The sequence below is a fragment of the Luteipulveratus halotolerans genome (genome assembly GCF_001247745.1).
GTDB lineage: Bacteria > Actinomycetota > Actinomycetes > Actinomycetales > Dermatophilaceae > Luteipulveratus > Luteipulveratus halotolerans.
On sequence record NZ_LAIR01000002.1, the window covers coordinates 3,249,412 to 3,272,950 of the forward strand.

General features: G+C 69.9%; 20 protein-coding genes and 1 pseudogene. 8 read left to right on the forward strand and 13 right to left on the reverse strand.

Features of this window, described 5'->3' with window-relative positions; all coding sequences use genetic code 11:
- Positions 1-8: 8 nt before the first annotated feature.
- On the forward strand, positions 9-1,481 hold the full coding sequence (locus VV01_RS16330; RefSeq protein ID WP_050670812.1) for a flavin-containing monooxygenase: 1,473 nt from the start codon (positions 9-11) through the stop codon (positions 1,479-1,481).
- On the opposite strand, the gene VV01_RS16335 is transcribed toward VV01_RS16330, so the two are convergent.
- The 3 genes from VV01_RS16335 to VV01_RS16345 all read right to left on the reverse strand — a co-directional run bounded on the left by VV01_RS16335 (position 1,466) and on the right by VV01_RS16345 (position 4,677).
- The gene (locus tag VV01_RS16335) at positions 1,466-3,172 is read right to left on the reverse strand and encodes an MFS transporter (protein ID WP_050670813.1); all 1,707 of its coding nucleotides are present in this window, start codon (positions 3,170-3,172) and stop codon (positions 1,466-1,468) included. The genes VV01_RS16330 and VV01_RS16335 overlap by 16 nt on opposite strands.
- Positions 3,150-3,881 carry an LppX_LprAFG lipoprotein gene (locus tag VV01_RS16340; protein ID WP_050670814.1) on the reverse strand — a complete coding sequence of 244 codons (732 nt, stop codon included), beginning with the start codon at positions 3,879-3,881 and terminating at the stop codon, positions 3,150-3,152. Before VV01_RS16340 ends, VV01_RS16335 begins: the two co-directional genes overlap by 23 nt.
- Before the next feature lie 121 nt (positions 3,882-4,002).
- Positions 4,003-4,677 carry a YdeI/OmpD-associated family protein gene (locus VV01_RS16345; RefSeq protein WP_050670815.1) on the reverse strand — a complete coding sequence of 225 codons (675 nt, stop codon included), beginning with the start codon at positions 4,675-4,677 and terminating at the stop codon, positions 4,003-4,005.
- A gap of 257 nt (positions 4,678-4,934) precedes the next feature.
- Here VV01_RS16345 and VV01_RS16350 point away from each other — a divergent pair.
- Positions 4,935-5,632, forward strand: a pseudogene (locus tag VV01_RS16350) (alpha/beta fold hydrolase).
- A gap of 18 nt (positions 5,633-5,650) precedes the next feature.
- Here the strand turns inward: VV01_RS16350 and VV01_RS16355 are convergent.
- Entirely contained in the window at positions 5,651-6,211 is a 561-nt protein-coding gene (locus VV01_RS16355; RefSeq protein WP_050670817.1) for a peptidoglycan-binding domain-containing protein, read from the reverse strand.
- A gap of 237 nt (positions 6,212-6,448) precedes the next feature.
- On the opposite strand from VV01_RS16355, the gene VV01_RS16360 reads away from it, so the two are divergent.
- Positions 6,449-7,366: a hypothetical protein gene (locus VV01_RS16360; RefSeq protein ID WP_050670818.1), complete on the forward strand. Its 918-nt coding sequence runs from the start codon at positions 6,449-6,451 to the stop codon at positions 7,364-7,366.
- Between the two features lie 105 nt (positions 7,367-7,471).
- Here the strand turns inward: VV01_RS16360 and clpB are convergent, their stop codons facing one another.
- Positions 7,472-10,039 carry an ATP-dependent chaperone ClpB gene (gene clpB / locus VV01_RS16365; RefSeq protein WP_050670819.1) on the reverse strand — a complete coding sequence of 856 codons (2,568 nt, stop codon included), beginning with the start codon at positions 10,037-10,039 and terminating at the stop codon, positions 7,472-7,474.
- Positions 10,040-10,258: 219 nt separating this feature from the next.
- Positions 10,259-13,255 (reverse strand): S8 family peptidase, encoded by a 2,997-nt coding sequence (locus VV01_RS16370; protein WP_050670820.1) that lies wholly within the window; start codon positions 13,253-13,255, stop codon positions 10,259-10,261.
- 191 nt (positions 13,256-13,446) lie between these two features.
- On the opposite strand from VV01_RS16370, the gene VV01_RS24450 reads away from it, so the two are divergent.
- Positions 13,447-13,626 carry a hypothetical protein gene (locus tag VV01_RS24450; protein ID WP_050670821.1) on the forward strand — a complete coding sequence of 60 codons (180 nt, stop codon included), beginning with the start codon at positions 13,447-13,449 and terminating at the stop codon, positions 13,624-13,626.
- A gap of 191 nt (positions 13,627-13,817) precedes the next feature.
- A complete protein-coding gene (locus VV01_RS24455; RefSeq protein ID WP_231635260.1) occupies positions 13,818-14,033 on the forward strand; it encodes a macro domain-containing protein in 216 nt (71 codons plus the stop codon).
- Here VV01_RS24455 and VV01_RS16385 read toward each other — a convergent pair.
- On the reverse strand, positions 14,030-14,290 hold the full coding sequence (locus tag VV01_RS16385; RefSeq protein ID WP_050670823.1) for a ribonuclease E inhibitor RraB: 261 nt from the start codon (positions 14,288-14,290) through the stop codon (positions 14,030-14,032). The genes VV01_RS24455 and VV01_RS16385 overlap by 4 nt on opposite strands.
- A 26-nt stretch (positions 14,291-14,316) precedes the next feature.
- A complete protein-coding gene (locus tag VV01_RS16390) occupies positions 14,317-14,904 on the reverse strand; it encodes a TetR/AcrR family transcriptional regulator (RefSeq protein WP_197275072.1) in 588 nt (195 codons plus the stop codon).
- A gap of 139 nt (positions 14,905-15,043) precedes the next feature.
- Between VV01_RS16390 and VV01_RS16395 the strand changes: the two genes are divergently transcribed.
- A complete protein-coding gene (locus VV01_RS16395; RefSeq protein WP_050670825.1) occupies positions 15,044-17,071 on the forward strand; it encodes a discoidin domain-containing protein in 2,028 nt (675 codons plus the stop codon).
- Here the strand turns inward: VV01_RS16395 and VV01_RS16400 are convergent.
- Positions 17,065-17,439, reverse strand: a complete 375-nt coding sequence (locus tag VV01_RS16400) for a VOC family protein (RefSeq protein ID WP_050670826.1) — start codon at positions 17,437-17,439, stop codon at positions 17,065-17,067. The genes VV01_RS16395 and VV01_RS16400 overlap by 7 nt on opposite strands.
- Positions 17,440-17,550: 111 nt before the next feature.
- Here VV01_RS16400 and VV01_RS16405 point away from each other — a divergent pair, with 111 nt between their 5' ends.
- Positions 17,551-18,363, forward strand: a complete 813-nt coding sequence (locus VV01_RS16405; RefSeq protein WP_050671983.1) for an SGNH/GDSL hydrolase family protein — start codon at positions 17,551-17,553, stop codon at positions 18,361-18,363.
- A gap of 11 nt (positions 18,364-18,374) precedes the next feature.
- On the opposite strand, the gene VV01_RS16410 is transcribed toward VV01_RS16405, so the two are convergent.
- The 4 genes from VV01_RS16410 to dnaK all read right to left on the reverse strand — a co-directional run bounded on the left by VV01_RS16410 (position 18,375) and on the right by dnaK (position 22,522).
- Positions 18,375-18,824, reverse strand: a complete 450-nt coding sequence (locus VV01_RS16410; RefSeq protein WP_050670827.1) for a heat shock protein transcriptional repressor HspR — start codon at positions 18,822-18,824, stop codon at positions 18,375-18,377.
- A complete protein-coding gene (locus VV01_RS16415) occupies positions 18,821-19,858 on the reverse strand; it encodes a DnaJ C-terminal domain-containing protein (protein ID WP_050670828.1) in 1,038 nt (345 codons plus the stop codon). The genes VV01_RS16410 and VV01_RS16415 overlap by 4 nt, the downstream gene beginning before the upstream one ends.
- An 85-nt stretch (positions 19,859-19,943) precedes the next feature.
- On the reverse strand, positions 19,944-20,621 hold the full coding sequence (locus VV01_RS16420; RefSeq protein ID WP_050670829.1) for a nucleotide exchange factor GrpE: 678 nt from the start codon (positions 20,619-20,621) through the stop codon (positions 19,944-19,946).
- Positions 20,618-22,522, reverse strand: coding sequence for a molecular chaperone DnaK (dnaK, locus tag VV01_RS16425; protein WP_050670830.1), 1,905 nt, complete (start codon positions 22,520-22,522; stop codon positions 20,618-20,620). Before dnaK ends, VV01_RS16420 begins: the two co-directional genes overlap by 4 nt.
- A gap of 398 nt (positions 22,523-22,920) precedes the next feature.
- On the opposite strand from dnaK, the gene VV01_RS24950 reads away from it, so the two are divergent.
- Positions 22,921-23,430 (forward strand): TnsA-like heteromeric transposase endonuclease subunit, encoded by a 510-nt coding sequence (locus tag VV01_RS24950; protein ID WP_407942940.1) that lies wholly within the window; start codon positions 22,921-22,923, stop codon positions 23,428-23,430.
- Positions 23,431-23,539 lie beyond the last annotated feature (109 nt).

Consider the following 23,539-nt stretch of genomic DNA (forward strand, 5'->3'; position numbering starts at 1 on the left):
CTTGGCACATGAGCATTCCGGTGGACCACGAGGCTGTGATCGTCGGCAGCGGGTTCTCCGGCATCGCGATGGCGATCGCGCTCAAGGCTGCCGGCCGTGACGACTTCACCATCCTCGAGAAGGCCGACGAGATCGGCGGCACCTGGCGTGAGAACCGCTACCCCGGCTGCGAGTGCGACGTCCCGGCCCACCTGTACTCCTACTCCTTCGAGCTCAACCCGTACTGGTCGCAGACCTACGCGCCGGCCGACGAGATCCAGGACTATCTGCTCTACTGCGTCGAGAAGTACGACATCCGTAGGCACGTGGAGTTCGACGCCACGGTGCAGGACGCGGCGTACGACGAGGAGACCGCCACCTGGACCGTCACCGTCGCGAGCTCGTGGGGCACCCTGCGCACGATCCGCACCCGCACCCTGATCCTCGGCGTCGGCGCCCTGCACGAGCCGCACATCCCCGAGATCCCGGGCCTGGAGACATTCGCGGGCGAGCTGATGCACACCGCGACCTGGGACCCCGGCACGACCGTGCAGCGCAAGCACGTCGGGGTGATCGGCACGGGTTCGAGCGGGGTGCAGATCGTGCCGCCGCTCGCCGAGGACGCCGCCCACCTGACCGTCTTCCAGCGCACGCCCGCGTGGGTCATGCCCCGCCACAACAAGCCGTACGCCGACCGCGTCGTCGACACGTTCGAGGCCCGGCCCGCTGCGCTGGCGGCGCACCGCGCACGGCTCAAGGCGACGTCCGACCTGCGCGAGCGTGGTCTCACCAGCGCGCCGCGGGTGCTCAAGGCTGCATCACGGCTCGCGACCGACAACCTGCGCTCCGCCGTCAAGGACCCCGAGCTGCGGTCCGCGCTCACGCCCGACTACCCGATGGGCTGCAAGCGGGTGCTGCTGTCGAGCGACTACTACCCCGCGCTCGCCCGGCCCGACGTCACGCTCGAGACCGACCCGATCGACCACGTCGAGCGCGACGCGGTGGTGACGGCGTCCGGCGTACGCCACCCGGTCACGGTGCTCGTGCTGGCGACCGGTTTCGACCCGGTCGGGTCCTACCGCTACCTCGGCATCAAGGGCGCCGACGGCCATCTGCTCAGCGACGACTGGGACCAAGGCGCCACGACCTACCTCGGCGTGACCGCACCGCACTTCCCCAACCTGTTCATGCTGCTCGGGCCCAACACGCTGCTCGGCCACACCTCCGACCTGCAGATGATCGAGGCGCAGGTCGGCCTGGTCATGAAGCTGCTCGCCGAGCGCGACCGACGCCAGGCCCGCGCGGTGGCGGTGCGCCCGCAGGTGGTGCCGGGCTTCCTGGCCGAGATCGACCGGCGTACGGCCAAGTCGGTCTGGCAGTCGGGATGTGCGGGCTGGTACCTCGACCGCAGCGGGCGCAACCGCACGCTGTGGCCGGGTTCGGTCAGTGAGTACGAACGGCGTACGACGCGCCCCGAGATGGTCGACTACGAGTTCGGCTGACGCTCGTCGAGGACGTCCTCGTCGGTGAGGTCGTGGTGGGCCACGCGCTCGCGTCCGAGCAGCAGCGCGACGCCGGTCGCGACCAGGGCGGCGATCGCCGCACCGACGAACACCGTCTGCACCTGGACGACGCCGGCCTCGCGGACCTGGTCGCCCGTCGGGTTGGGCAGGGCCTGGATCTTGGCGTAGAACCGGTGCAGCCCGATCGCAGTCAGCAGACCGAGGCCGACGACCATGCCGATCATGCGCGCCACGACGACCAGCGCCGACGCCACGCCGTGGTGGGTCTGCGGGGCGTCCGCGAGCGCCGCGTCGTTGACGGGCGCGATCGCCAGGCCGATACCGAAACCGACGACGACCAGCACGATGGTCGAGAGCACGTCGTCGAGTGAGCCCTGGCCCCAGCGCGACATCAGGCCGAGGCCGACCGCGGCGAGCGCGAGCCCGGGCGCGGCCACCAGACCCGGGCCGTAGCGGCGCAGCAGCCAGCCACCGGCGAGCGCACCGACCGGCACAGCGACCAGGAAGCGCACGAGCACGAGGGCGGCGTCGGTCTGGTCCTCGGTGCCCGTCAGGCGCGCGAGCACGGGGATGTCGACCACGATCGCGACGATCGCCGTGCCGACCATGAGCGACACGATCAGTGCCGGCAGCACCCGGCCCTGGACGACGCCCTGGGCGATCAGCGGCTCGCGGGCGGTGCGGTGGCGTACGAGGTAGAGCAGTGCCGCGACGGCCGCGACCGGCAGCAGCCACCAGCCGAGCGGGCCGACGACCTGCTTCTCGGGGTTGGCCGACGCGAACGTCAGCACCAACGACCCCAGCGCCACCGTGATGAGAGCCGCCCCGATCAGGTCGGCCTTGCGCAGCACCGGCCACCACAGCGGCACCGACACGACGACGGTGATCGCGAGGGCGATCGCGCCCCACAGACCGATCTGGGTGTACAGACGTGACGTGTGACCGGCGTACGGGACGAACGGCTCGCCGTAGGTGATGTCGGTGACGAGCCGGTCGGGTGCCCACAGCGCCAGGCCGAGGAGTACGACGGTCGCGAGCGCCGCGAGGGACGACGCGATCACCCACCACTGGTGCCGCGTCGAGTGCGGCGTCGAACGCTCACCTCGACCACCGACGACCCGGATGATCAGACCGAGCACGACTCCGGCGATCACGTTGATCCAGAAGATCATGCGCCAGTCCCAGACCGCCAGGATCAGGGCACCGAGCAGCGGACCGAGCACGCTGCCGATCTCCTGCACCGCGCCGACGACTCCGAGCGGGGTGCCGCGCTTGCCGGGCGGCCACAGGTCGGCGACCAGCGCGAGCGTGGCGGGGACGAGCCCTCCGCCGCCGATGCCCTGCAGCACGCGTCCGGTGACGAGCACGGGCAGCTCGACGGCGAGCGCCGTGATCGCCGAGCCGACCACGAACAACGCGAGGCATGCGACCAGAACCCGTTGGCGCGCAACAAGATCCGCGAGCCGACCGATCAGCGGCAGCACCGCGATGTAGCCGAGCAGGAAGCCGGAGATGATCGGCGTGGCCTTCTGCAGGGCGTCGATGCCCAGGCCCACGCCCGACATCATGTCCTCGAGCGCGAGGACGACGACGTAGGTGTCAGCGGCTGCGAGCGCGACGGCGATCGACGCCGTCGCGAGCAGCGCCTCAGGCCGGCGGCTTGATGTCAACCGTCTCGCCGTACTTGTCGAGCTTGAGGGTGTAGGTCGAGGTCGCGTCGTTGTAGAACTGGCCCGTCAGCGTCATGGTGCGGACCTCGTTGGACTGCGTGATCTCGTACGCGGCCTTGTACTGCACCGACGGGTCGCCGATCGTCAGCACGCTGGTGACGTCCTGACCGCTGAGGGTGCCGTTGACGACCTTGACCACGTCGCTGCCCGCACGCTTGTCGGCACCGAAGGCGGGGTTCTGGGTCTTGGGCAGCAGCGTCGAGAGGCCCTTGTCGGTCGAGAACAGCACGGCCGGGTCGGGGGCGCCGTAGTCGGACGGCTTGATCGTGCGCATGTCGGGCCAGATCGGCAGCTTGGCCCAGACCTTGCCGCCGGTCGCGACGACCGGGACGTCGGCCTGGATGCCGGCGAGCTGAGCCTTGAGCGAGCCCTTGAACGCCGGGGCGTGGGTGCCGTCGCCCTCGCCGCCGAGCACACCGCTGGCCTTGGCCGGGACGCCCTGCGAGGTCAGCACCAGGTGCATCGAGCTGGCCTTGTCCATCACCTGCTTGGCGGCGGCCAGGCGCTGCTGCGGGGTCTCGGACGCGGCCGACGAGCCGCCGTCGGTGCCCTTCTTGGAGTCGGCGCCGCTGCTGCACGCTGCGGACAGCGCGAGTACAGCCAGGGCTGCCGCGACGGGGCGGGTGGCGCGAGGCGTCCGCAAGGGCATCGTGGAACCTATCTGTCGTCGGTCATTCACCGGGTGCGAGCACAGCATGCCTGCCCCGGGTGCAGGAGCAGGATGACAGGTCGCGCCGGGCTTGCGACGTGATTGGTGGCGAGTCGGTTCCTCAGGTGTCGCTCAGGGTGCGTGCCTCGGCGGACGCGGCGAGCGCCCGGCGTACCCAGGCAGGCTCGACGCCGTAGCGCTGGCTCGGGATCAACCGCCCGGCAGCACAGTCCTCGACCAGCGCCGCGAGACGCCGCTCACGGGTCTCGGCGCGCTTGGCGCCCAGCACCCAGCCGGTCGCGATCCGGCGATATCCCGGTGTCGCGGCGTCCCAGAACGCGGACGCCGCCGGGTCGGACCGCAGCAGCGCGTCGGCCTCCGGCGGCAGGGTCTGCGGGGCCTTCTCGTAGGTGTAGACGCGCTCACGCTCGGGGCTGCGCGCTTCGTACGCAGCCAGGCCGGCCGGGTGCATCCGCCCCTGCTCGATCAGGCGCTCGACGGTGGCGAGGTTGACCGCGCTCCAGTTGCTGGACGCCTTGCGCGGGCTCCAGCGCTGACGTCGCGAGTCGTCGTCAAGGGGCTGCGACACGCTGTCGATCCAGCCGAAGCACAACGCCTCGACGACCGCGGCCTTCCAGGTGAGGCCCCGGTCGGCCACGTGCTTCTTGTGCAGGCCCATCCACAGCTCGGGCTCGCTCGCGTGGTGCTGCTCGAGCCACGCCCGCCACTCGGCTGCGTCGGCGAAGAACAGAGCCGGGCGCTCGGGCGTCCCGCCTGGTGTGCCCGGACCGCTCATACGCCACAGGGTGCCAGCGAGGTGTGACAGCGGTCGACGATCACAGGAGATCGGCCGGTCGACTTTGACTACCCGTTGGTAACCGCCGTGGTTGGCTGTCCCGCATGCCGCTGACCCTCCTCCGCCACGAGGTGACCGTGGCCGACGGCGCCCGGCTGTCGGCGTACGTCCACGCACCTCGCGGGCTCCCCTCGACCGCTCCCACCGTGGTGCTCGCGCACGGCTGGGTGCTGAGCTATCGCTCGTGGCTTCCGGTGATGCGGCTGCTCGCCGAGCGCGGCGACCTTCGTGTGGTGGCCTGGGACCAGCGGGGCCACGGCGCTCGACCTACGCCGGTGGCTCGCTGCGCCCGCGCGGTGAGACGGTGCGTGCCCTCGGCGACGACCTGGCCGCGGTGGTCGACGAGCTCGTGCCCGCCGACTCCCCGCTGCATCTGGGCGGGCACTCGATGGGCGGGATGACGGTGATGGCCTACGCGGGCAGCCACCCCGATGAGTTCACCCGCCGGCTGCGCCGGGTGCTGCTGGCATCGACCGCGATCAGTGGCGTACGCCGCAAGGGGCTCCCGCTCGAACGCCGTGTGGGCGCCCTCGCCAACCGCGTCCCGGGTCGGATGCGCCTGATCCCGGCGACGGCGGCGGCGCGACAGTTCGGGTCCGCCTCGGCGCCGGCGGACGTCGCGGCCCTGCTGGCGATGCTGCGGACGTCACGGGTCGCCGCCTACAGCTCGTACTTCTCGGCGCTGCTCGACCACGACGAGAGCCGCGCTGCTCAGACCCTGTCGCTGGTGCCGGTCACCGTCGTGACAGGCACGAGCGACACGATCCTGCCGCACCGCGTGTCCGAGCGTGCGGCAGCCGCGATCCCGGGCGCCGAGCTGCACGTCCTCGACAGCGTCGGGCACATGACGCCGTACGAGGTGCCCGACCTGCTGGTCCGCGCGCTCGTGCCCTGACCGCGGCGGCCGACCCGGTCAGCGGCCGATGGACAGGCGCTGCCAGGTCTTGGCGCCGACCACACCGTCGGCGGCCAGGCCGACCATGCGCTGGTAGCGACGCACCTCACGCTCGGTGTTGCCCCCGAACACGCCGTCGGAGGACAGCCCCGAGCTGAAGCGGGCGTTGAGCGCCATCTGAAGGTCCTGGACCTCGGTGCGGCGCGAACCCCGGCGCAGCGTCACCTTGTGGGCGGGATGGGCGATCAGCGCACACCACGTCTTGGGGCCGACGATGCCGTCGGTCGTCAGGGCGCAGCGCACCTGGAAGTGGCGTACGAGCGCGACGGTCTTGCGGTCGTACAGCGGCAGCAGCGACCCGTACGACGGGTTGTAGCCGTTCATCTTCAACCACGACTTCAGCAGCAGCACGTTCTCGCGATGCCGTACGCCGGGGCGCAGCTTGGGGTAGCGGAACCCGCCCGCCTCAGCGGACGAGGCGACACCGATCCCGACGGCGGCGGCGACCGCAGTGGCGCCGACGCCGGCCAGGAGGGTGCGGCGGCCGATCGTGGGGATGGGGTGGTGGTGCTCGGTCATCAGCTCATCCTTGTCTCGTCGAGATTTGCAACCGCTAATCGGTCACTCCACCCACGACGAGCCCCACCCTGGTTCGGGTTCCATCCGCTCACCTCTTCGCCGAGAGGCCCACTTCGCGCCGAGAGGCCTAGGCGTTGGGGCCGGACGTGTGGTCCGCTCGCTGACAAGTGGGCCTCTCGCCGAGCGCTGTGGACAACCCGGCGAGTGGCGCCCGCGCTGCTGCCACTCTGTGCAGCCATGGAGCACGAGCCGCTGAGAAAGCTCCTGGTGCCGACGCGTGCGCACCAGGCGATGAACGACGGCGCCCACGTCCGACTGCGACGCGGGCTCTACGTCCCGCGCGCGGCGTTCGACGAGCTCACCGCGGCCGAACGTCTCCAGCTCGCGGCGTACGCCGTGGATCACGCCGCGCAGGGAGCACACACCTTCTCCCATCACGCGGCAGCAGCGTTGTGGGACCTGCCGATCGTCGGCACCTGGCCAACCCTCGTCGAGCGCACGACTTCCGCTGGGAGCAAAGGACGTTCACCCGGCGCTCGAAGGCGTCGGCGCGAGGCGGAGCCTGCGCCGGTCGAGCATCGCGGGCTGCTGGTCACCTCCCCCGCTCGTACCGTCATCGACCTCGCCCGCGAGGCACGCCTCGAGTCCGCGCTCGCCACCGCAGATCATGCGCTCCGACTCGGGCTGTGCAGCCGATCGGACCTGCGCGCAGAGGTCGAGGCCCTGGCCAAAGGCGCGCGCGGCAAGCGCAAGGCGACGCTCGTCGTACACCTCGCAGATCCGTTGTCCGAGTCGGTCGGCGAGTCCCTCAGCCGCGCCAGGATGTTCCAGCTCAACGTGCCTCGGCCGGCGCTGCAGACGACGTTCAGCGACGAAGACGGCCTGATCGGCCGGGTCGACTTCTGGTGGGAGGAGCTCGGTCTGATCGGGGAGTTCGACGGCCGGGTGAAGTACGGCGTCGACGACGACGAGTCGCCCACCCAGGCGGGCGAGCGGCTCTGGCGCGAGAAGCGTCGCGAGGACCGCCTGCGTGGTGGCGGTCGGCGGCGCGTCGGTCGCTGGGTGTGGGCGGATGCGCTCGACCTCGAACGCTTCCGCCAGGTGCTCCTACGCCTCGGCGTGCGTGATACCGGCGCCGACTCATGGGCCGCCTGACCTTCTCGCCGAGAGGCACAGAACGCGCCGAGAGGACCACTCGTTGGGCTGCAACAAGTGGTCCTCTCGGCGCTGAGTGGGCCTCTCGGCGAGAAAGGGTAGGGATCAGGCGAGCGTGAGGCCCTCGGCGTCCGCCGGCTTGTCGACGCGCACCTGCTGACCGTCGCGCACCTCGCCCGCGAGCAGGGCACGAGCCAGTCGGTCGCCGATCTCCTTCTGCACCAGACGTCGCAGCGGACGGGCGCCGTACGCCGGGTCGTAGCCCTGCTGGGCCAGCCAGTGCCGCGCAGCATCGGTGACCTGCAACGAGATTCGCCGATCCGCGAGGCGCGCCGAGAGCGCCGCGACCTGCAGGTCGACGATGTGCGCGAGCTCGTCCTGCGACAGCGGGTCGAAGATCACGACCTCGTCGAGCCGGTTGAGGAACTCCGGCTTGAACGCGGATCGCACTGCGCCCATGACGGATTCGCGCTTGGCCTCGTCCGACAGGGTCGGGTCGATCAAGAACTGCGAGCCCAGGTTGGACGTCATCACCAGGATCACGTTGCGGAAGTCGACCGTGCGCCCCTGACCGTCGGTGAGGCGGCCGTCGTCGAGCACCTGCAGCAGGATGTCGAACGTCTCGGGGTGAGCCTTCTCGACCTCGTCGAGCAGCACGACGCTGTACGGCCGGCGCCGCACCGCCTCGGTGAGCTGGCCGCCCTCCTCGTACCCGACATAACCCGGAGGCGACCCGATCAGCCGCGCGACCGCGTGCCGCTCGGAGTACTCCGACATGTCGATGCGGACCATGGCGCGCTCGTCGTCGAACAGGAACTCCGCGAGCGACTTGGCGAGCTCGGTCTTGCCGACGCCGGTCGGGCCGAGGAACAGGAACGAGCCCGTGGGGCGGTCCGGGTCGGCGACGCCGGCGCGGGACCGGCGTACGGCGTCGGAGACGGCGGCCACCGCGTCGGACTGGCCGATCAGCCGCTCGCCGATGACCGACTCCATCTTGAGGAGCTTCTCGGTCTCGCCCTCGAGCAGGCGTCCGGCCGGGATGCCGGTCCACGACGAGATCACGTCGGCGATGTCGTCGGCCTCGACCTCCTCCTTGACCATCGGGGCGTCGCCGCCCGCGGTCGAGGACGTCGCCTCGGCCTCCTGCGCGGAGGTGAGGTCGGCCTCGAGAGCCGGCAGGTCGCCGTACAGCAGCTTGGACGCACCGGCGTAATCGCCTTCGCGCTGAAGGCGATCCGCCTGCGTACGCAGCTCGTCGATGCGGGCCTTGATGTCACCGACGCGGTTGAGGCCGGCCTTCTCGGCGTCCCACCGAGCGGTGAGCGCAGCCAGCTGCTCCTGCTTGTCGGCCAGGTCGGACTGCAGCCGCGAGAGGCGTTCGCGCGAGGCGTCATCGGTCTCGTTCTGCAGGTGCAGCTCTTCCATCTTGAGCCGGTCGACCGCGCGGCGCAGCTCGTCGATCTCGACCGGCGAGGAGTCGATCTCCATGCGCAGCCGCGAGGCCGCCTCGTCGATCAGGTCGATGGCCTTGTCGGGCAGCTGACGCGAGGTGATGTAGCGGTCGGACAGCGACGCCGCAGCCACGAGAGCGGAGTCGGCGATCGCGACCTTGTGGTGCGCCTCGTAGCGCTCCTTCAGACCACGCAGGATGGCGATGGTGTCCTCGACGGACGGCTCACCGACGAACACCTGCTGGAAGCGTCGCTCCAGCGCGGCGTCCTTCTCGATGTGCTCGCGGTACTCATCGAGCGTGGTCGCGCCGACCAGCCGCAGCTCACCGCGGGCCAGCATCGGCTTGAGCATGTTGCCGGCGTCCATGGCGCCCTCACCGGACGCGCCCGCGCCGACCACGGTGTGCAGCTCGTCGATGAACGTCACGACCTCGCCGTCGGAGCCCTTGATCTCCTCCAGCACGGCCTTGAGCCGCTCCTCGAACTCGCCCCTGTACTTCGCGCCGGCCACCATCGCGCCCAGGTCGAGCGAGATCAGACGCTTGTCGCGCAGCGACTCGGGCACGTCGCCCTCGACGATGCGCTGGGCGAGGCCCTCGACGACGGCGGTCTTGCCGACGCCCGGGTCACCGATGAGCACGGGGTTGTTCTTGGTACGCCGAGACAGCACCTGCACGACGCGGCGGATCTCGGAGTCGCGGCCGATCACCGGGTCGAGGCGGCCCTCACGCGCGGCCGCGGTGAGGTCGGTGCCGTACTTCTCGAGCGCCTCGAACGTGCCCTCGGGCTCGGCGGAGGTGACCTTGGCGCCACCGCGGGTGGCGGGGATCGCCTGCTCGATGGCCGCGGCGTCGAGCCCGAGGTCGCCGATGCGGGCGGTCGCCACCAGCAGGTGGTCGGTCGAGACGAACGTGTCGCCCATCGATGTCATGAGCTCACGAGCCTGCTCCAGCACGTTGAGCAGAGCACGCGACATCGACGGCTGCGCCACCGACGACCCGCTCGCGGCAGGCATGGCGGCGATGGCCGACTCGGCGGCGCTGCGGGCGGCAGCGACCGTCGTACCCGCCGCCTCGAGCAACGGCGCGGTCGTGGTGTCGGTCTGCTCGGTGAGCGCGAGCAGCAGGTGAGCGGGCTCAACCTGAGGTTGGCCGGCGGTGGTCGCGTGGCGCACGGCGGAGGCCAGGGCCTCCTGCGCCTTGGTCGTGAGCTGCAGGTCCAAGGTGTCGTCTCCCCTTGATCGTCGTCAGTGGATGCCGTACGCCGGGCAGCGCGTTCTCGTGGACAGCCTGCCCAGCATACCGTCACTCTTGTCAACGCCCACAGAGTTGAGTCCATTCCGCTCAAGTTTGTGCTCGGTGCATCACCTGAGCGGCGCCCGGCCGGAGACGACGAGGCCTCGGACCGCTGGCGGTCCGAGGCCTCGTCGTGCGCTGCTCGGTCAGGGGTTGACGGTGATCAGGCTGCGCCCGACCTCGTTGCTGCCGTCACCGAAGAGCACGGCGCCGAGGTAGTGCGTGCCTGCGGTCAGCCCGCTCCACGACGCCGCGACCGTGGCCGACGCACCGATCGTGACCTCCTGGCTCGCCGGCGTGGCGGTCAGGTTGCCGGCCGCGGCCGAGCCGACGGCGAAGGAGTTGACCTTGACGTCGAGAGCCTGCGGACCTGAGAACAGGTCGACCTCGACGGTGTAGGTGCCCGGCGCCGGGTCCTGCAGCGTCACGACTTCCTCAGCGGTGCCGCCGCCGCTCGACCCGACCTGATGGCCGTCCTTGGTGACGACCAGGTCGATGTCGGTGCCGGCGGGGACGTCGGCGTCGTAGGTCGCCAACCGGGCGACCTTGGTGCCGGCCGGGATCGTCACCTGGACGCTGCTGTCCTGGCTCTGCGTGGTCGGTGACACGTGCACCTCACCGGCGACGAGGCCGACCGGCGAGGCCGACAGCGTGCCGGTGAAACCCGGGCGCACCGACAGCTCGGCCGTGCCGGACGGCGTGCTCTGCACCGTCTCGGCCGTGACAGCGGCAGCAACAGCCTGGACCGCGATCGGACTGCGGACCTCCTGCCCGCGGTTGCCCTTCCAGGTGAGCGAGCCGAACGCATACTTCCCGTACGCCGCGCTGGTCCGCGTCAGCGTCACCGTGAAGCTGCGCGACTGCCCCGGCGGGATCGTGAGCGTCGACGGCGTGACCGTGGCCGTGAACCCGGCCGGAGCCTGCACCGACGCGGTGTACTGGGTCGCGCGACCCTCGACGTTGGTCACCGTGCGCTTGACCGTCTGGGTGCCGGCGAGGTCACCGATCGCGATGCTCGGGTAGTTGAGGTCGCTGGGGTCGATGCGGCCGATCTGGTCGCAGGTGCCGTCCTCGGTGACCAGCTGCAGCTGGTCGATCCCGCACGAGTACTTCAGCCAGTCGGTGATCCCGGCGTCGTAGACCAGGCCCGGGTTGAACGACTGCGCCGGGCGGACGTGGCCCGCGCCGTAGTCGAGCGGTGTGGCGTCCTTGCCGGCGCGCTGGATCGGCTTGCCCTCGTTGTCGAGCGTGGTCGCCGTCGTCATCAGCGACGACTTGACCGCGGCGGGCGACCAGGTCGGGTGGGCCTGCTTGACCAGCGCTGCGATCCCGCTGATGTGCGGCGTCGACATCGACGTGCCGGAGTAGGAGTCGAAGCTGTTGCCGTTGTTGCCCGGAGGCGCGACCGAGGCGATGACGCCCGAGCCCGGCGCGGTGATGTCGGGCTTGAGCAGGTCTCCGCCACCGGCGAGCGCCGGACCGTACGACGAGAACCCGGCCATCTGCGGAGCCCGGACGGCGCTGGTGTCGGTGGCGCCGATGGTGGCCGTCGCGCCCGACGTCGCGGCGTACGCGAGCACCGCCGCACCGGCGGTGCTGTCGAGATGGACGGTCGGCACCTCGTGGAAGTCGGCGTCGAGCGACTGGCTCGCGGAGGTGTTGGCGAGCACCATGCCCACCCCACCGGCCGCCTTGACCGCGGCGCTCTTGTCGATGCGGGCGTTGCTGCCACGCTTGCAGACGACGATCTTGCCGGCGGCCTTGGCCGGGTCGAGCGCCGGCTGGACACCGTTGGAGGCGTCCTGGTCGACGTCGCTGAAGCACAGGTCGACGGCCTGCGCCGGCGCGCCGGACGCGGCCACCGAGGCCGCCGTCATGACGGGCGCCGGACCGACGGTCCCGCCCACACCGACGCCGGTGTACTTCTGGCCGTTGCCGAGCGTGACCGTCTTGGCGACACCGCGGTCGTGGGTGCTCGCGGCGACCGTCATCGTCCACGGCGAGTTGTGGGCGACGCTGGACTCACCGACAGTGTCACCGCTGTTGCCGGCCGACGTCGAGACGAACACGCCCGCGTCGGCAGCGCCGAGGAACGCGAGCTCGTCGGCGGTCACGACGTAGGTGCTCGAGCCCGAGATCGAGTAGCTGATGACGTCGACACCGTCGCCGACCGCGTCGTCGATGGCCTTGACGAGGTCACTGGTGCTGCCGCTCGCGCCGCTGTGGTCGGCCTTCTCCCACAGCGCCTTGTACGCCGCGATGCGGGCGCCCGGAGCCATACCGCTGGTCTTGCCGACCGGCGAGCCGTTGATCGAGGCGTCGACGCCGTTGTTGCCGGCGGCCGTCGACGCGGTGTGCGTCCCGTGCCCGTTGAAGTCGCGCGGCGAGACGAACTCCTCGGGGATGACGGTCGCGGCGTCCTTGTAGTAGCGCGCGCCGATCAGCTTGTTGTTGCAGACCACGGGCGTACCGGACTCGCCGGCGTCGCAGCGGCCCTTCCACTTGGCCTTGATCGCAGCGGCCTCGGCGGGGGTCTGCGAGGTGGCGGCGAAGGACGCGCTCTCGGGCCAGATGCCCGAGTCGATGTCGCCGACGATGATGCCCTGGCCGGCCTTGTCCGGCCCTCCGAACTTCTGCTGCCACACACCGGTGGGGCCGTCGAGCCCGAGGAACGTCGGCGTCGTGGTCGTGTCGGCGTGGCGCTCCTCGTCCTTCCAGACGCGCAGTACCTGGGGCGACTTCTGGAGCTGGGCCACCTGAGCCGGGGTGAGCGAGGCGGCGAACCCGTTGAACGCGACGTCGTAGGTGCGGGTGACGGCCGACTCCGAGCTGCCGATCGACCTCAGCACCGACGAGCGCTTGCCACGCAGGTGACCGGCGTACGCCTTCCCCGCGGCGCTGTCACGCTGGACCTTCTTACCGGCTGCGGGCTTGGTCGCGGCGAGACCGCTCTCACCGCCCGTGTAGCTGGCGAGCGGCGCCCCCGCGACCTGCACGATGTAGCGGGCCTTCTGCCCCGTGGGGGCAGCGGACGCGGGCGAGGTCGCCGCGGCGACCAGAGGGGCGAGCGCGAGGCCCGCGACGGCGACGACGGCGGTGGCCGTTCGCCGTCGAGATCGATGAGGGGATGCGGTCGGGCGCACGGGCTCTCCTAGTGCCGGTCGCACCGCGGTAGCGGCACGGGTGGCGAAACTCTAGATCCGCAGAACCACGCTCGTACGTCGAACGCGCGAGTAGCCGTGACGAAGGCCACGCGACCTGCGTTTGCACCCTGGTCACTACAGGTGTAGTTTCTTAGTCAGAGCCGCACTACAGATGTAGAAAGGAACTCATCATGAACGCTCTTCCCGCCTTCTTCGTCGGCCTCAGCATCATCGTCGGCCTCGCCCTGATCGTGACCGCCGCCACCGCCGGCGTCTGGTCCGTCCAGTACTTCGCCCGCAACCGTCGCGTGCGCCTCGAGCAGCGCCAGCCGCTGTTCAGCTACTACCGTCACGCAGCCTTCTCGCACTGAGCCAGGCCCGCGTTCGGGTCCGGCTCGCAGCCGCTGTTCGATCGACTGTCTGCGAGCTCCGGTCGTCACGACCATGCCAGCAGGCTCGCCTGATCCTCGACGCTCGACGGCCCGCGACTCCTGAGGGAGTCGCGGGCCGTTCGTCTGCCCCGAAACGGTTGACACACCACGGCTCGTGCTTCGAGTCGTCCTTGCGCGAGGCCGTCCGGGTCGGGGCGCGCTCGATCGCCTTCCCAGCCATCAGCGCAGGGATCTTCGGGTGGGTCGTCGACGAGGTCGCCGAGGTCGGCGTACGCACGGTGCACGACTCATCGCTGCTCCCCCACCTGAGCCTCGTCCGATTCGTGCTGTTCGGCCCAGAAGCGTTGGCAGCGTTCGAGACTCAGCTGTCGCGCCTGGGCGACTAGGGGTGCTGGTCGAGCCACCCGTCGTACTCGTGAGCGACCGCGGTGAACCGTTCGGTCAAGGCCTTGGCCAGCGCGCTGGACGGGTCGTCGATGGTGTCGATCTGGACGTAGACCCCCCACTCGTGCGACTCGGAGTCGTCCTCGCCGGCGAGCGCCTCGCGGACGACGCGGACCTCGCCCAGACTGTCCTCGGCGAGGTCCTCGGCAACCTTCTCGGCGTCGTCACGCTCGGGGAAGAGCAGCAGATAGGTCAGCACACGATCACTGTGCCAGGCGGCCGGCGTCAGACCGTGGAGACGAGGCCGGACACGTGGTCGGCAGCCTGGTCGAGCACGGCCTCGGGATCGCCGTCGTCGCGCAGGATCAGCCAGTTGAGCGTCAGCCCGTCGAGCACGGTGATCAGGTAGCGCGCGATCACCGAGGTGGGCACCGAGAACTCCTGCCCGAACGCCGCGCCGGCCTCGTCGAGCAGCCGGGTGAGCGTCTGCAGGTAGAACTCGTACTGCCGACGAGCCACGTCCTCCAGCCCGGGCCGGCGCAACGCGTACTGCGTGAGCTCGTACGTCAGCTGGTGCTCGTCGGGGTGCGCGAGCACGTGGTCCCAGTAGGCCCGCATGGTGCTGCGAAGCGTGTCGCGCACGGTGCCGCCGCCCCGCCCGATCTCCTCGACGCGCTCGAGCGAGTGCGCGGTGATGGCCTCGACGACCTGCTCCAACAGCTCGCCCTTGGAGCGGAAGCAGTAGTGGAACATGCCGAGCTGCATGTCGGCCTCCGCGACGATCGCGCGAGTCGTGGCCTGAGCGACGCCGTCGCGCAGCATCACCCTGATCGCCGCCTCGACCAGCAGCTGCCGTCGTTCATCGGCCGACACTCGCGCCACATCGTTCCCTTCGTCAGACCGCGACACTAACCGCTGATGCCGTCGGGACCGCGGCCGCCGTAGTTGGACTCTTGACCAAGTCAGGTGACCTCCACCACACTGCGGGTCACCCGACCCCAGGAGCGTCCCCATGCGCGCAGCCCTGCTCAGCACCGCACTCGCCGCCGTCGGCCTGGCCGGCGCCGCGGCCTTCTCGCCCGGGGCTGCTCACTCGGCCAGCGGTCCGGTCCTGCCCTCACCTGAGTCCGAGGTCAACGTCACCGGTACGCCGTTCACCGGCACCGCACCGGACGGCACCGTCCGCGGGCTCATCGACGCGCACACGCACATGTTCATGCAGGACGGCATGGGCGGCGCCGCGGTCTGCGGCAAGGTCTTCTCCGAGGAGGGCATCGCCGACGCGCTGCGCGACTGCCCGTCGCACGGCACCGACGGCAGCACCGCGCTGCTGGAGAACCTCACCAACGGGTCCGACCCGTTCCGCAAGCACGACGTGACCGGCTGGCCGACGTTCAAGGACTGGCCGTCGTACAACTCGTTGACCCACCAGCAGATGTACTACCGGTGGGTCGAGCGGGCCTGGCGCGGTGGCCAGCGAGTCATGGTCAACGACCTCGTCAGCAACGGCGTGCTCTGCTCGATCAACCCCGGCACCTACCAGTCGTGCAACGAGATGGATGCGATCCGGTTGCAGGCCAAGGACACCTACGCGCTGCAGACGTTCGTCGACAACCAGTACGGCGGCCCGGGCAAGGGCTGGTTCCGGGTGGTGAAGTCCAGTGCCGAGGCGCGCACCGTCATCCAGCAGGGCAAGCTCGCGGTCGTGCTCGGCGTCGAGACCTCAGAACCCTTTGGTTGCAAGCAGATCCTCGGCGTCGCGCAGTGCAGCAAGGCCGACATCGACAAGGGCCTCGACGAGATGTACGCCCTCGGCGTGCGTTCGATGTTCCCGTGCCACAAGTTCGACAACGCCCTGTGCGGCGTGCGGTTCGACGAGGGCACCCAGGGCGCGATCATCAACGCCGGCCAGTTCCTCTCGACCGGCACCTGGTGGGACGCCAAGCCGTGCGACGCCAGCAAGCCGCACGACCACAACCCCGGCGGCGCACAGGTGCCGCCCGAGCTCGGCAGGCTCCTGCCGCCGGTCGCCCCGGTCTACTCCTCCGGCGCCGTCTGCAACACCCGCGGCCTCAGCGACCTCGGCGCCTACATGGTCAAGGGCATGATGAAGCGCGGGATGATGGTCGAGGTCGACCACATGAGCGCCAAGGCGGCCGGTCAGACACTGACCCTCCTCGAGGAGAGCGCGTACCCCGGCGCCCTCGCCTCGCACTCCTGGATGGACGAGGGCTACCTCGACCGCCTGTACGCCCTCGGCGGCTTCTCCACGATCTACGGGCACGCGTCCAAGGACTTCGTCGCCGAGTACAAGCGCACCCAGCCGATCCGCGAGAAGTACGGCACCGGAATCGGATTCGGCTTCGACATGAACGGGTTCGGTGGCACACCTCCGCCGCGCGACGACGCAGCGTCCGACCCCGTGAAGTACCCGTTCCGGTCCGTCGACGGCGGCTCGGTCATCGACAAGCAGCGCACGGGTGAGCGCACCTGGGACGTCAACGTCGACGGCGTCGCGCACTACGGGCTCGTCCCCGACTACGTCGAGGACCTGCGACTGGTCGGCGGACAGAAGGTCGTCGACGACCTGATGCGCGGACCCGAGTCGTACCTGCGTACATGGGCGGGCACCGAGCAGGCGAAGGCCGAGCCCGCCGCCAACCTCGCCACGGGCCGGCTCGTCACGGCGAGCAGCGCGCAGGACCAGATCTTCCAGCGCCACCCCGCCTCCGACGGCAACGAGCAGACGCGGTGGGCGAGCAGCTGGAAGGACGGCCAGTGGATCGCGGTCGACCTGGGCTCGTCACGCCCGCTGGACCGTGTCTCGCTGCGGTGGGAGGCGGCGTACGCCCGCGACTACGACATCCAGGTCTCCGACGACGGCGTCACGTGGCGCACGGTCAAGCGGGTCACGGGCAGCGCCGGCGGCCACGAGGTGCAGCAGCTGCCGGACGGTACGACGGCCCGGCACCTGCGCGTGCTCGCCCAGGCCCGGGCCACGTCGTACGGCGTCTCGCTCTGGGAGCTCGGGGTCTACTGACCCGACCGGTCGGGCAGCTGCTGCAGGGCCCAGCGGTTGCCGTCGGGGTCGGCGAAGTAGACGAACCGGCCCCACGCCTGCTCGTCGACGTCGCTGACCTCGATGCCGCGCTCCGTGAGGTCAGCGTGTGCGGCGTCGGCGTCGTCGATCACGCACTGCAGGCCCGCCGCCGAGCCGGGCTCGGCCGTGGTGAGACCCGTGCCGATGCAGATCGAGCAGGCCGACCCCGGCGGCGTCAGCTGCACGAACCGCAGCTGCTCGTTGACCACCTGGTCGTGGTCGGCGTTGAAACCGACCTTCACGTAGAACTCCTTGGCCCGGTCGACATCGCTCACGGGCACGGTCACCAGCTCCAGCTTCATGTCCATGCTGCGACCGTAGCCAGGCCAGCGGACAGATCGTGTCCGCTTGCTTTCTTTCAGGAAGCGTTGCCGCCACGTCACCCGACGTTCGCCGTCGCGGCGTACCGTCTCGCAGCGATGGCCGGGCGATTCGTCGCGATCGGTGACTCGTTCACCGAAGGTGTGGGCGACAACAACGTGATGTACCCCAACGGCGTGCGCGGTTGGGCTGATCGCGCAGCGCGTCAGATGGGTCGGCACGACCCCGGGTGGGAGTACGCCAACCTGGCGATCCGCTCGAAGGTCCTCGACGAGGTCGTCGCCGAGCAGCTCGACGCGGCGCTCGCACTGCAGCCGACGCTCGTCACGTTCTACGCCGGCGGCAACGACATCCTCTCGCTCCGGGTCGACATGGACTCGGTGATGCAGCGGTACGAAGCGGCCCTCGCCCGGCTCGCCGCGTCGGGGGCCAGGGTCATGGTGTTCACGACCTTCGACATGAAGGTCTCCTCCATGCTCGAGCCGCTGCGGCGCCGAATTCGCTTCTTCAACAACGGTGTTCGCGAGCTGTCACGCTCGTACGACGCACAGCTGCTCGACCACACGCTGCTGCGCGAGTATGACGACCGGCGGCTCTGGAGCCCCGACCGGATCCACATGTCGAAGGTCGGCCACAAGCGGCTCGCCGGGCACTTCCTCGACGCCCTCGGGATCCCGCACACGCTCAAGCTGCCCGAGCTGCCGGCGTGGGAGCCACGCACCTGGCGCCAGGCGATCGCCGAGGAGCGGGTGTTCGTGCGCTCGGAGGTGATCCCGCTGGTCCGCCGGCGCATGAGCGGCGTACGCGAGGGCGACGCGCTCACGCCCAAGTGGCCGCAGCCCGTGCACCCGTCCGAAGGCATGAAGCGGCTCGCACGCCGCCAAGCAGCCGAGCTGCACTCCCCTGCCTGACGAGCCGACGGTTACGCCTCGGGGCGCCAGACGACGAGCGAGGTGCTCGATGCTCGTCGACTCGGGCGCTCACCCGGACGCAGCGTCACGATCCGGCCGTCCGGGCCGGCGGCGAACACGCGCGTCGAGCCCCGCTCGCGCAGCGCACCCACCTCGGCGGTGAGCTCGGCGACGCGCGACCGCAACGCCTCGACCTGGTGCTCGAGCTGCAGAATCCGTTGGATACCAGCCAGACTCACGCCTTCGTCCTGCGAGAGGCGCTGTACCTCGCGCAGCAGGTCGACGTCGCGCGCGGAGTAGCGGCGTCCACCACCACGGGTGCGCGACGGCGTCACGAGCCCGAGGCGGTCGTACTGGCGAAGGGTCTGTGCGTGCATGCCGGCCAGCTCGGCCGCGACCGAGATGACGTAGACGGGCTGGTCGTGCGGGACCCGCTCGCCACGTGCGCCGGCGGCGGTCATGCGCTCGCCTTGGCCTTGAGCTCGGCGCGCGGGTCGAGGTCCTTCTCCTGCTCCTGCAGGGCCTCCAACGCCGACTTGGCCTCATCGGTGAGGCGCTGCGGTACGACGACGTGCACCTTGGCGAGCAGGTCGCCCGCTCCCGACTTCGCGGCGATGCCACGGCCCTTGACGCGCAGCACCCGTCCGCTCGGGGTGCCCGGCGCGACCTTGACCTTGACGGGCTTGCCGTCGAGCGTCGGCACCTCGACGGTGGCGCCCAGAGCAGCCTCAGCGAACGTGACAGGCAGGTCGACGGTGAGGTTGTTGCCGTCACGACCGAACACCGGGTGCGGTGTCACCGAGACCTTGAGCAGCAGGTCGCCCTTGGCTGCGCCGGGGTCACCGTCGTGGCCCTTGCCACGCAGGCGGATCGTCTGACCGTCCTTGACACCAGCGGGGATTCGCGTGGTGAGCGGCTTGCCGTCGACGCCCTGGAGCGTCACCGTGTCGCCGGCCGCGGCCTGCCGGAACGACAGGCTGGTGCGAGCGTGGATGTCCTGGCCCGGGCGCGGGCCCGCGGGGGCGCCGTACTGCCCGTAGCCGCCACCACCGAACGGCGAGCCGCCGCCCTGGGCGCCGGCGAACCCGCCGAGGAGGTCCTCCAGGTTGATGCCCTGCTGGCCGCCGCCACCGGTGGAGAAGCGCACGCGCTGCCCGCCACCGGGACCGCCGCCGAACATCGAGCCGAAGACGTCCTCGAAACCGCCTGCACCGGCACCGGCGCCTCCGGGGCCGCCGGCGGTGAATCGTGCTCCGCCGCGGGCCATCTGGCGCACGGCGTCGTACTGCTGGCGCTCCTCGGGGTCGGACAGGACCGCGTTGGCCTCGCCGATCTCCTTGAAACGCTTCTCGGCTGCGTCGTCACCCGGGTTCTGATCGGGGTGCCACTTGCGGGCGAGCTTGCGATAGGCCTTCTTGATGTCGGCCTCGGACGCGTCCTCGGAGACGCCGAGGATCGCGTAGAAGTCCTTCTCGAACCAGTCCTGACTGGCCATCCGGTCCTGCCTCCTTCCAGAGCTGATCGGTCCCGCTGGTCGAGCCGGGCCGGATCCCGGCCCGGCTCGTCCAGCGGCGTGGGTGTTACTGCGGGTCGGCGACGGCCACGCGCGCCGGGCGTACGACGCGGTCACCCACGCGGTAGCCGGGCTGCATGACCTGCACGACCGTCGTGCTCTCGGCGCCCTCGGGAACCTCGGCCTCGACGTGCATGAGCGCCTCGTGGTGCTGCGGGTCGAACGCCTCGCCCACCTCACCGAACCGCTGCACACCGTGCTTGCCGAGCGTGGTCTCGAGCTTGACGGCGATCTTCTCGAACGGGCTGTCCTTGAGGTCGCCGTGCTGCTCGGCCATGAAGATGTCGTCGAGCACCGGCAGCAGCGACTCCACGACCGTGCCGATGGCCTGCTCGCGGTCCTTGGGACGCTCGCGCTTCATCAGCTCGCGGTAGTTGTGGAACGCCGCCCGCTCACGCAGCAGCTCGTCCTGCAGTCCGGCGGCCACATCGGCGTCGGACTGCTCGGCCTGCGGGGTGTCCTGCTCGGGTACGTCGGTGCTCGCCGACGCCTCGACGGTCTCGTCGGTGGTCGGCTGGGCCTCGCCGTCGGCGGGCTTGCTGTCGTCCGTCACGCTCGAGCTCCCTTCTGCTGTCTGCTGATCGCGTACCTCGCCAGTCTGCGGGTCGAGGCGGCGCTTGTCGCGGATGACGGGGCCCTCGGCCGGCTCCTCCTGGGAGCCGGCCGAGGAACGTGCATCCGTCACTTCTTGTCGTCCTCGTCCTCGACGACCTCGGCGTCGACCACGTCGTCGTCCGAGGCAGCGGACGAACCGCCGTCGGCGGACGCCTGCTCGGCACCCGGCGTACCGGCGTCAGAGCCCGGGGCACCCTCGCCCTCGGCCTGCGACGCGGCGTACATCGCGGCGCCCATCTTCTGCGAGACGTCGGAGAGGGTCTTGCTCTTGTCGGCGATGTCCTCGGGCGAGGCGTCGTCGTTCTTGAGGGCGTCCTTGAGGTCGGTCAGGGCGGTCGTGACCTCGGACTTGGTGTCGTCCGGGACCTTGTCGCCGCTGTCCTCGAGGAACTTCTCGGTGGAGTAGACGAGCTGCTCGGCGGTGTTGCGCGCCTCGGTCTGCTCGCGACGCTTGGCGTCCTCGGCCGCGTGCTCCTCGGCCTCCTTGACCATGCGCTCGATGTCCTCCTTCGGCAGCGCGGAGCCGCCGGAGATGGTCATCGACTGCTCCTTGTTGGTGCCGCGGTCCTTGGCGGACACGTGCACGATGCCGTTGGCGTCGATGTCGAAGGTGACCTCGATCTGCGGGATGCCACGGGGAGCCGGGGCGATACCGGTCAGCTCGAAGTTGCCGAGCGGCTTGTTGGCCTTGGCGATCTCGCGCTCACCCTGGAACACCTGGATCTCGACCGACGGCTGGTTGTCCTCAGCGGTGCTGAAGACCTCCGAACGCTTGGTCGGGATGGCGGTGTTGCGCTCGATGAGCTTGGTGAACAGGCCACCCTTGGTCTCGATGCCGAGGCTCAGCGGCGTGACGTCGATGAGCAGGACGTCCTTGCGGTCACCCTTGAGGACGCCGGCCTGCAGGGACGCACCGACCGCGACGACCTCGTCAGGGTTGACGCCCTTGTTGGCCTCCTTGCCACCGGTGAGCTCCTTGACGACCTCGGCCACGGCGGGCATACGGGTCGAGCCACCGACGAGCACGATGTGGTCGATGTCGGACACCGAGATGCCGGCGTCCTTGATGACCTGCTGGAACGGGGCCTTGGTGCGCTCGAGCAGGTCCTTGGTCATCTGCTCGAACTGCGCACGGCTGAGCGTCTCGTCCAGGTGGATCGGGCCGTTCTCGCCCATGCTGAGGTACTGCATGGAGATGTTGGTGCTGGTCGAGGACGACAGCTCCTTCTTGGCCTGCTCCGCCGCGTCACGCAGACGCTGCATCGCGATCTTGTCCTTGGACAGGTCGACGCCGGAGGTGTTCTTCACCGTGGTGAGCAGGTGCTGGACGATCTTGTCGTCCCAGTCGTCGCCACCGAGCTTGTTGTCACCGCTGGTCGAACGCACCTGGATGGTGGAGAAGCCGTCCTCGGGGTCCTTGCCGACCTCGAGCAGGCTGACGTCGAACGTGCCACCACCGAGGTCGAAGACGAGGATGAGCTCGTCCTCCTTGCCCTTGTCGAGGCCGTACGCGAGTGCGGCCGCAGTGGGCTCGTTGATGATGCGCAGGACGTTGAGGCCCGCGATCTCACCGGCCTCCTTGGTGGCCTGACGCTCGTGGTCGTCGAAGTACGCGGGCACCGTGATGACCGCGTCGGTGACGGTGTCGCCCAGGTAGGACTCGGCGTCCCGCTTGAGCTTCTGCAGGATGCGGGCCGAGATCTCCTGCGGCGTGTACTTCTTGCCGTCGATCTCGGTGTTCCAGTCGGTGCCGATGTGGCGCTTGACCGAACGGATGGTGCGGTCGACGTTGGTGACCGCCTGACGCTTGGCGATCTCGCCGACGAGGACCTCGCCGTTCTTGGCGAACGCGACGACGGACGGCGTGGTGCGGCCGCCCTCGGCGTTGGCGATGATCGTGGGGTCGTTGCCCTCCAGGACGGAGACGGCGGAGTTCGTGGTGCCGAGGTCGATGCCTACCGCACGTGCCATGTGTGCTGCTCCTTGCTCGTGGCTTGCTTCGGGCAGGGCTGCTGGCGTCGTACGCCGGGTGCACCCCTGACTGGATCAGACTCAACTCTCCGGCCACGCGCCTTGTCAAACTGGCGCTCCGTAAAGTTGCGTTCACCTGGCTCAACTCTTGTCGAGCCGGATCCATTCCCCCGCAGCGGCAGATGTCACAGCGGCGCCCTCGACGGCTTTAGGTTGCCGATCAAGTTGTCGCCTCGCCGTTATCTTGTCGTCACCATGGCGCTTCGCCACTAAGTTGGCGGGTACGACAGGATGTCTTCGTGACCAAGGGGACGCTGCTCGACACAGAGTGTCGATATGCAACTGCTGACGGGCACTCGATCGTCACGACGCTCGGCGCCGCCGATACGCGATCCATCATGACGGGGCTGCCAGTCAGGCGCCTCGGGTCCCGAGCCGGCCAACGGAACTACTCGGGCTGGCTCTGGTGCGCGACTACGGACTCGTTGGTCGGATACGAAAGCCTGCTCGAACGAGACCGCTTGTGGCTCGCGGACTTCGAGCCCAGCGTGTGTCGGATCGCGAGCCAGCCCGTCTGGTGCTCGGGCAAGGACCAAGGCTCCCTGCGACGCCACGCCCCGGACTTCATGCTGGAGTACGCCGACGGCAGCCACCTTGTGGTGGATGTGAAGCCGGCAGCGTTGCTGGATGAACCGAGGTGGTCGACGTCTTCAGGTGGACCGGGCGCCTTTGCGAAACCCGTGGATGGCGATACGAGGTCTGGTCCGGCGCGCCAGGGGTTTACATGCGGAACGTCCGCTTCCTCGGGGCAGGACGCCGCGTTGAGCGCATCTCGCCGGAAGTCATGCGTGCTGCACGCACCATCGCTGCAGAGGGCCGAACCCTCGACGAGGTTCAATCACTCCTGACTGGGTTCGAGCTCGGGCTCGCACGGCGCGCCGTCCTCGGAATGATCTGGACTGGCGAGTGGCAGGTGGACCTGTACGTGCCCATGTCGGGCGCCACTGTCATAGAACG

Bases quoted from the DNA above. Each gene is read 5' to 3' on its own strand.
- VV01_RS16330 (WP_050670812.1), top strand. From the start codon at position 9: ATGAGCATTCCGGTGGACCACGAGGCTGTGATCGTCGGCAGCGGGTTC.
- VV01_RS16340 (WP_050670814.1), bottom strand. From the start codon at position 3,881: ATGCCCTTGCGGACGCCTCGCGCCACCCGCCCCGTCGCGGCAGCCCTG.
- VV01_RS16345 (WP_050670815.1), bottom strand. From the start codon at position 4,677: ATGAGCGGTCCGGGCACACCAGGCGGGACGCCCGAGCGCCCGGCTCTG.
- VV01_RS16355 (WP_050670817.1), bottom strand. From the start codon at position 6,211: ATGACCGAGCACCACCACCCCATCCCCACGATCGGCCGCCGCACCCTC.
- VV01_RS16360 (WP_050670818.1), top strand. From the start codon at position 6,449: ATGGAGCACGAGCCGCTGAGAAAGCTCCTGGTGCCGACGCGTGCGCAC.
- VV01_RS24450 (WP_050670821.1), top strand. From the start codon at position 13,447: ATGAACGCTCTTCCCGCCTTCTTCGTCGGCCTCAGCATCATCGTCGGC.
- VV01_RS16395 (WP_050670825.1), top strand. From the start codon at position 15,044: ATGCGCGCAGCCCTGCTCAGCACCGCACTCGCCGCCGTCGGCCTGGCC.
- VV01_RS16400 (WP_050670826.1), bottom strand. From the start codon at position 17,439: ATGGACATGAAGCTGGAGCTGGTGACCGTGCCCGTGAGCGATGTCGAC.
- VV01_RS16405 (WP_050671983.1), top strand. From the start codon at position 17,551: ATGGCCGGGCGATTCGTCGCGATCGGTGACTCGTTCACCGAAGGTGTG.
- VV01_RS16410 (WP_050670827.1), bottom strand. From the start codon at position 18,824: ATGACCGCCGCCGGCGCACGTGGCGAGCGGGTCCCGCACGACCAGCCC.
- VV01_RS16415 (WP_050670828.1), bottom strand. From the start codon at position 19,858: ATGGCCAGTCAGGACTGGTTCGAGAAGGACTTCTACGCGATCCTCGGC.
- dnaK (WP_050670830.1), bottom strand. From the start codon at position 22,522: ATGGCACGTGCGGTAGGCATCGACCTCGGCACCACGAACTCCGCCGTC.
- VV01_RS24950 (WP_407942940.1), top strand. From the start codon at position 22,921: ATGACGGGGCTGCCAGTCAGGCGCCTCGGGTCCCGAGCCGGCCAACGG.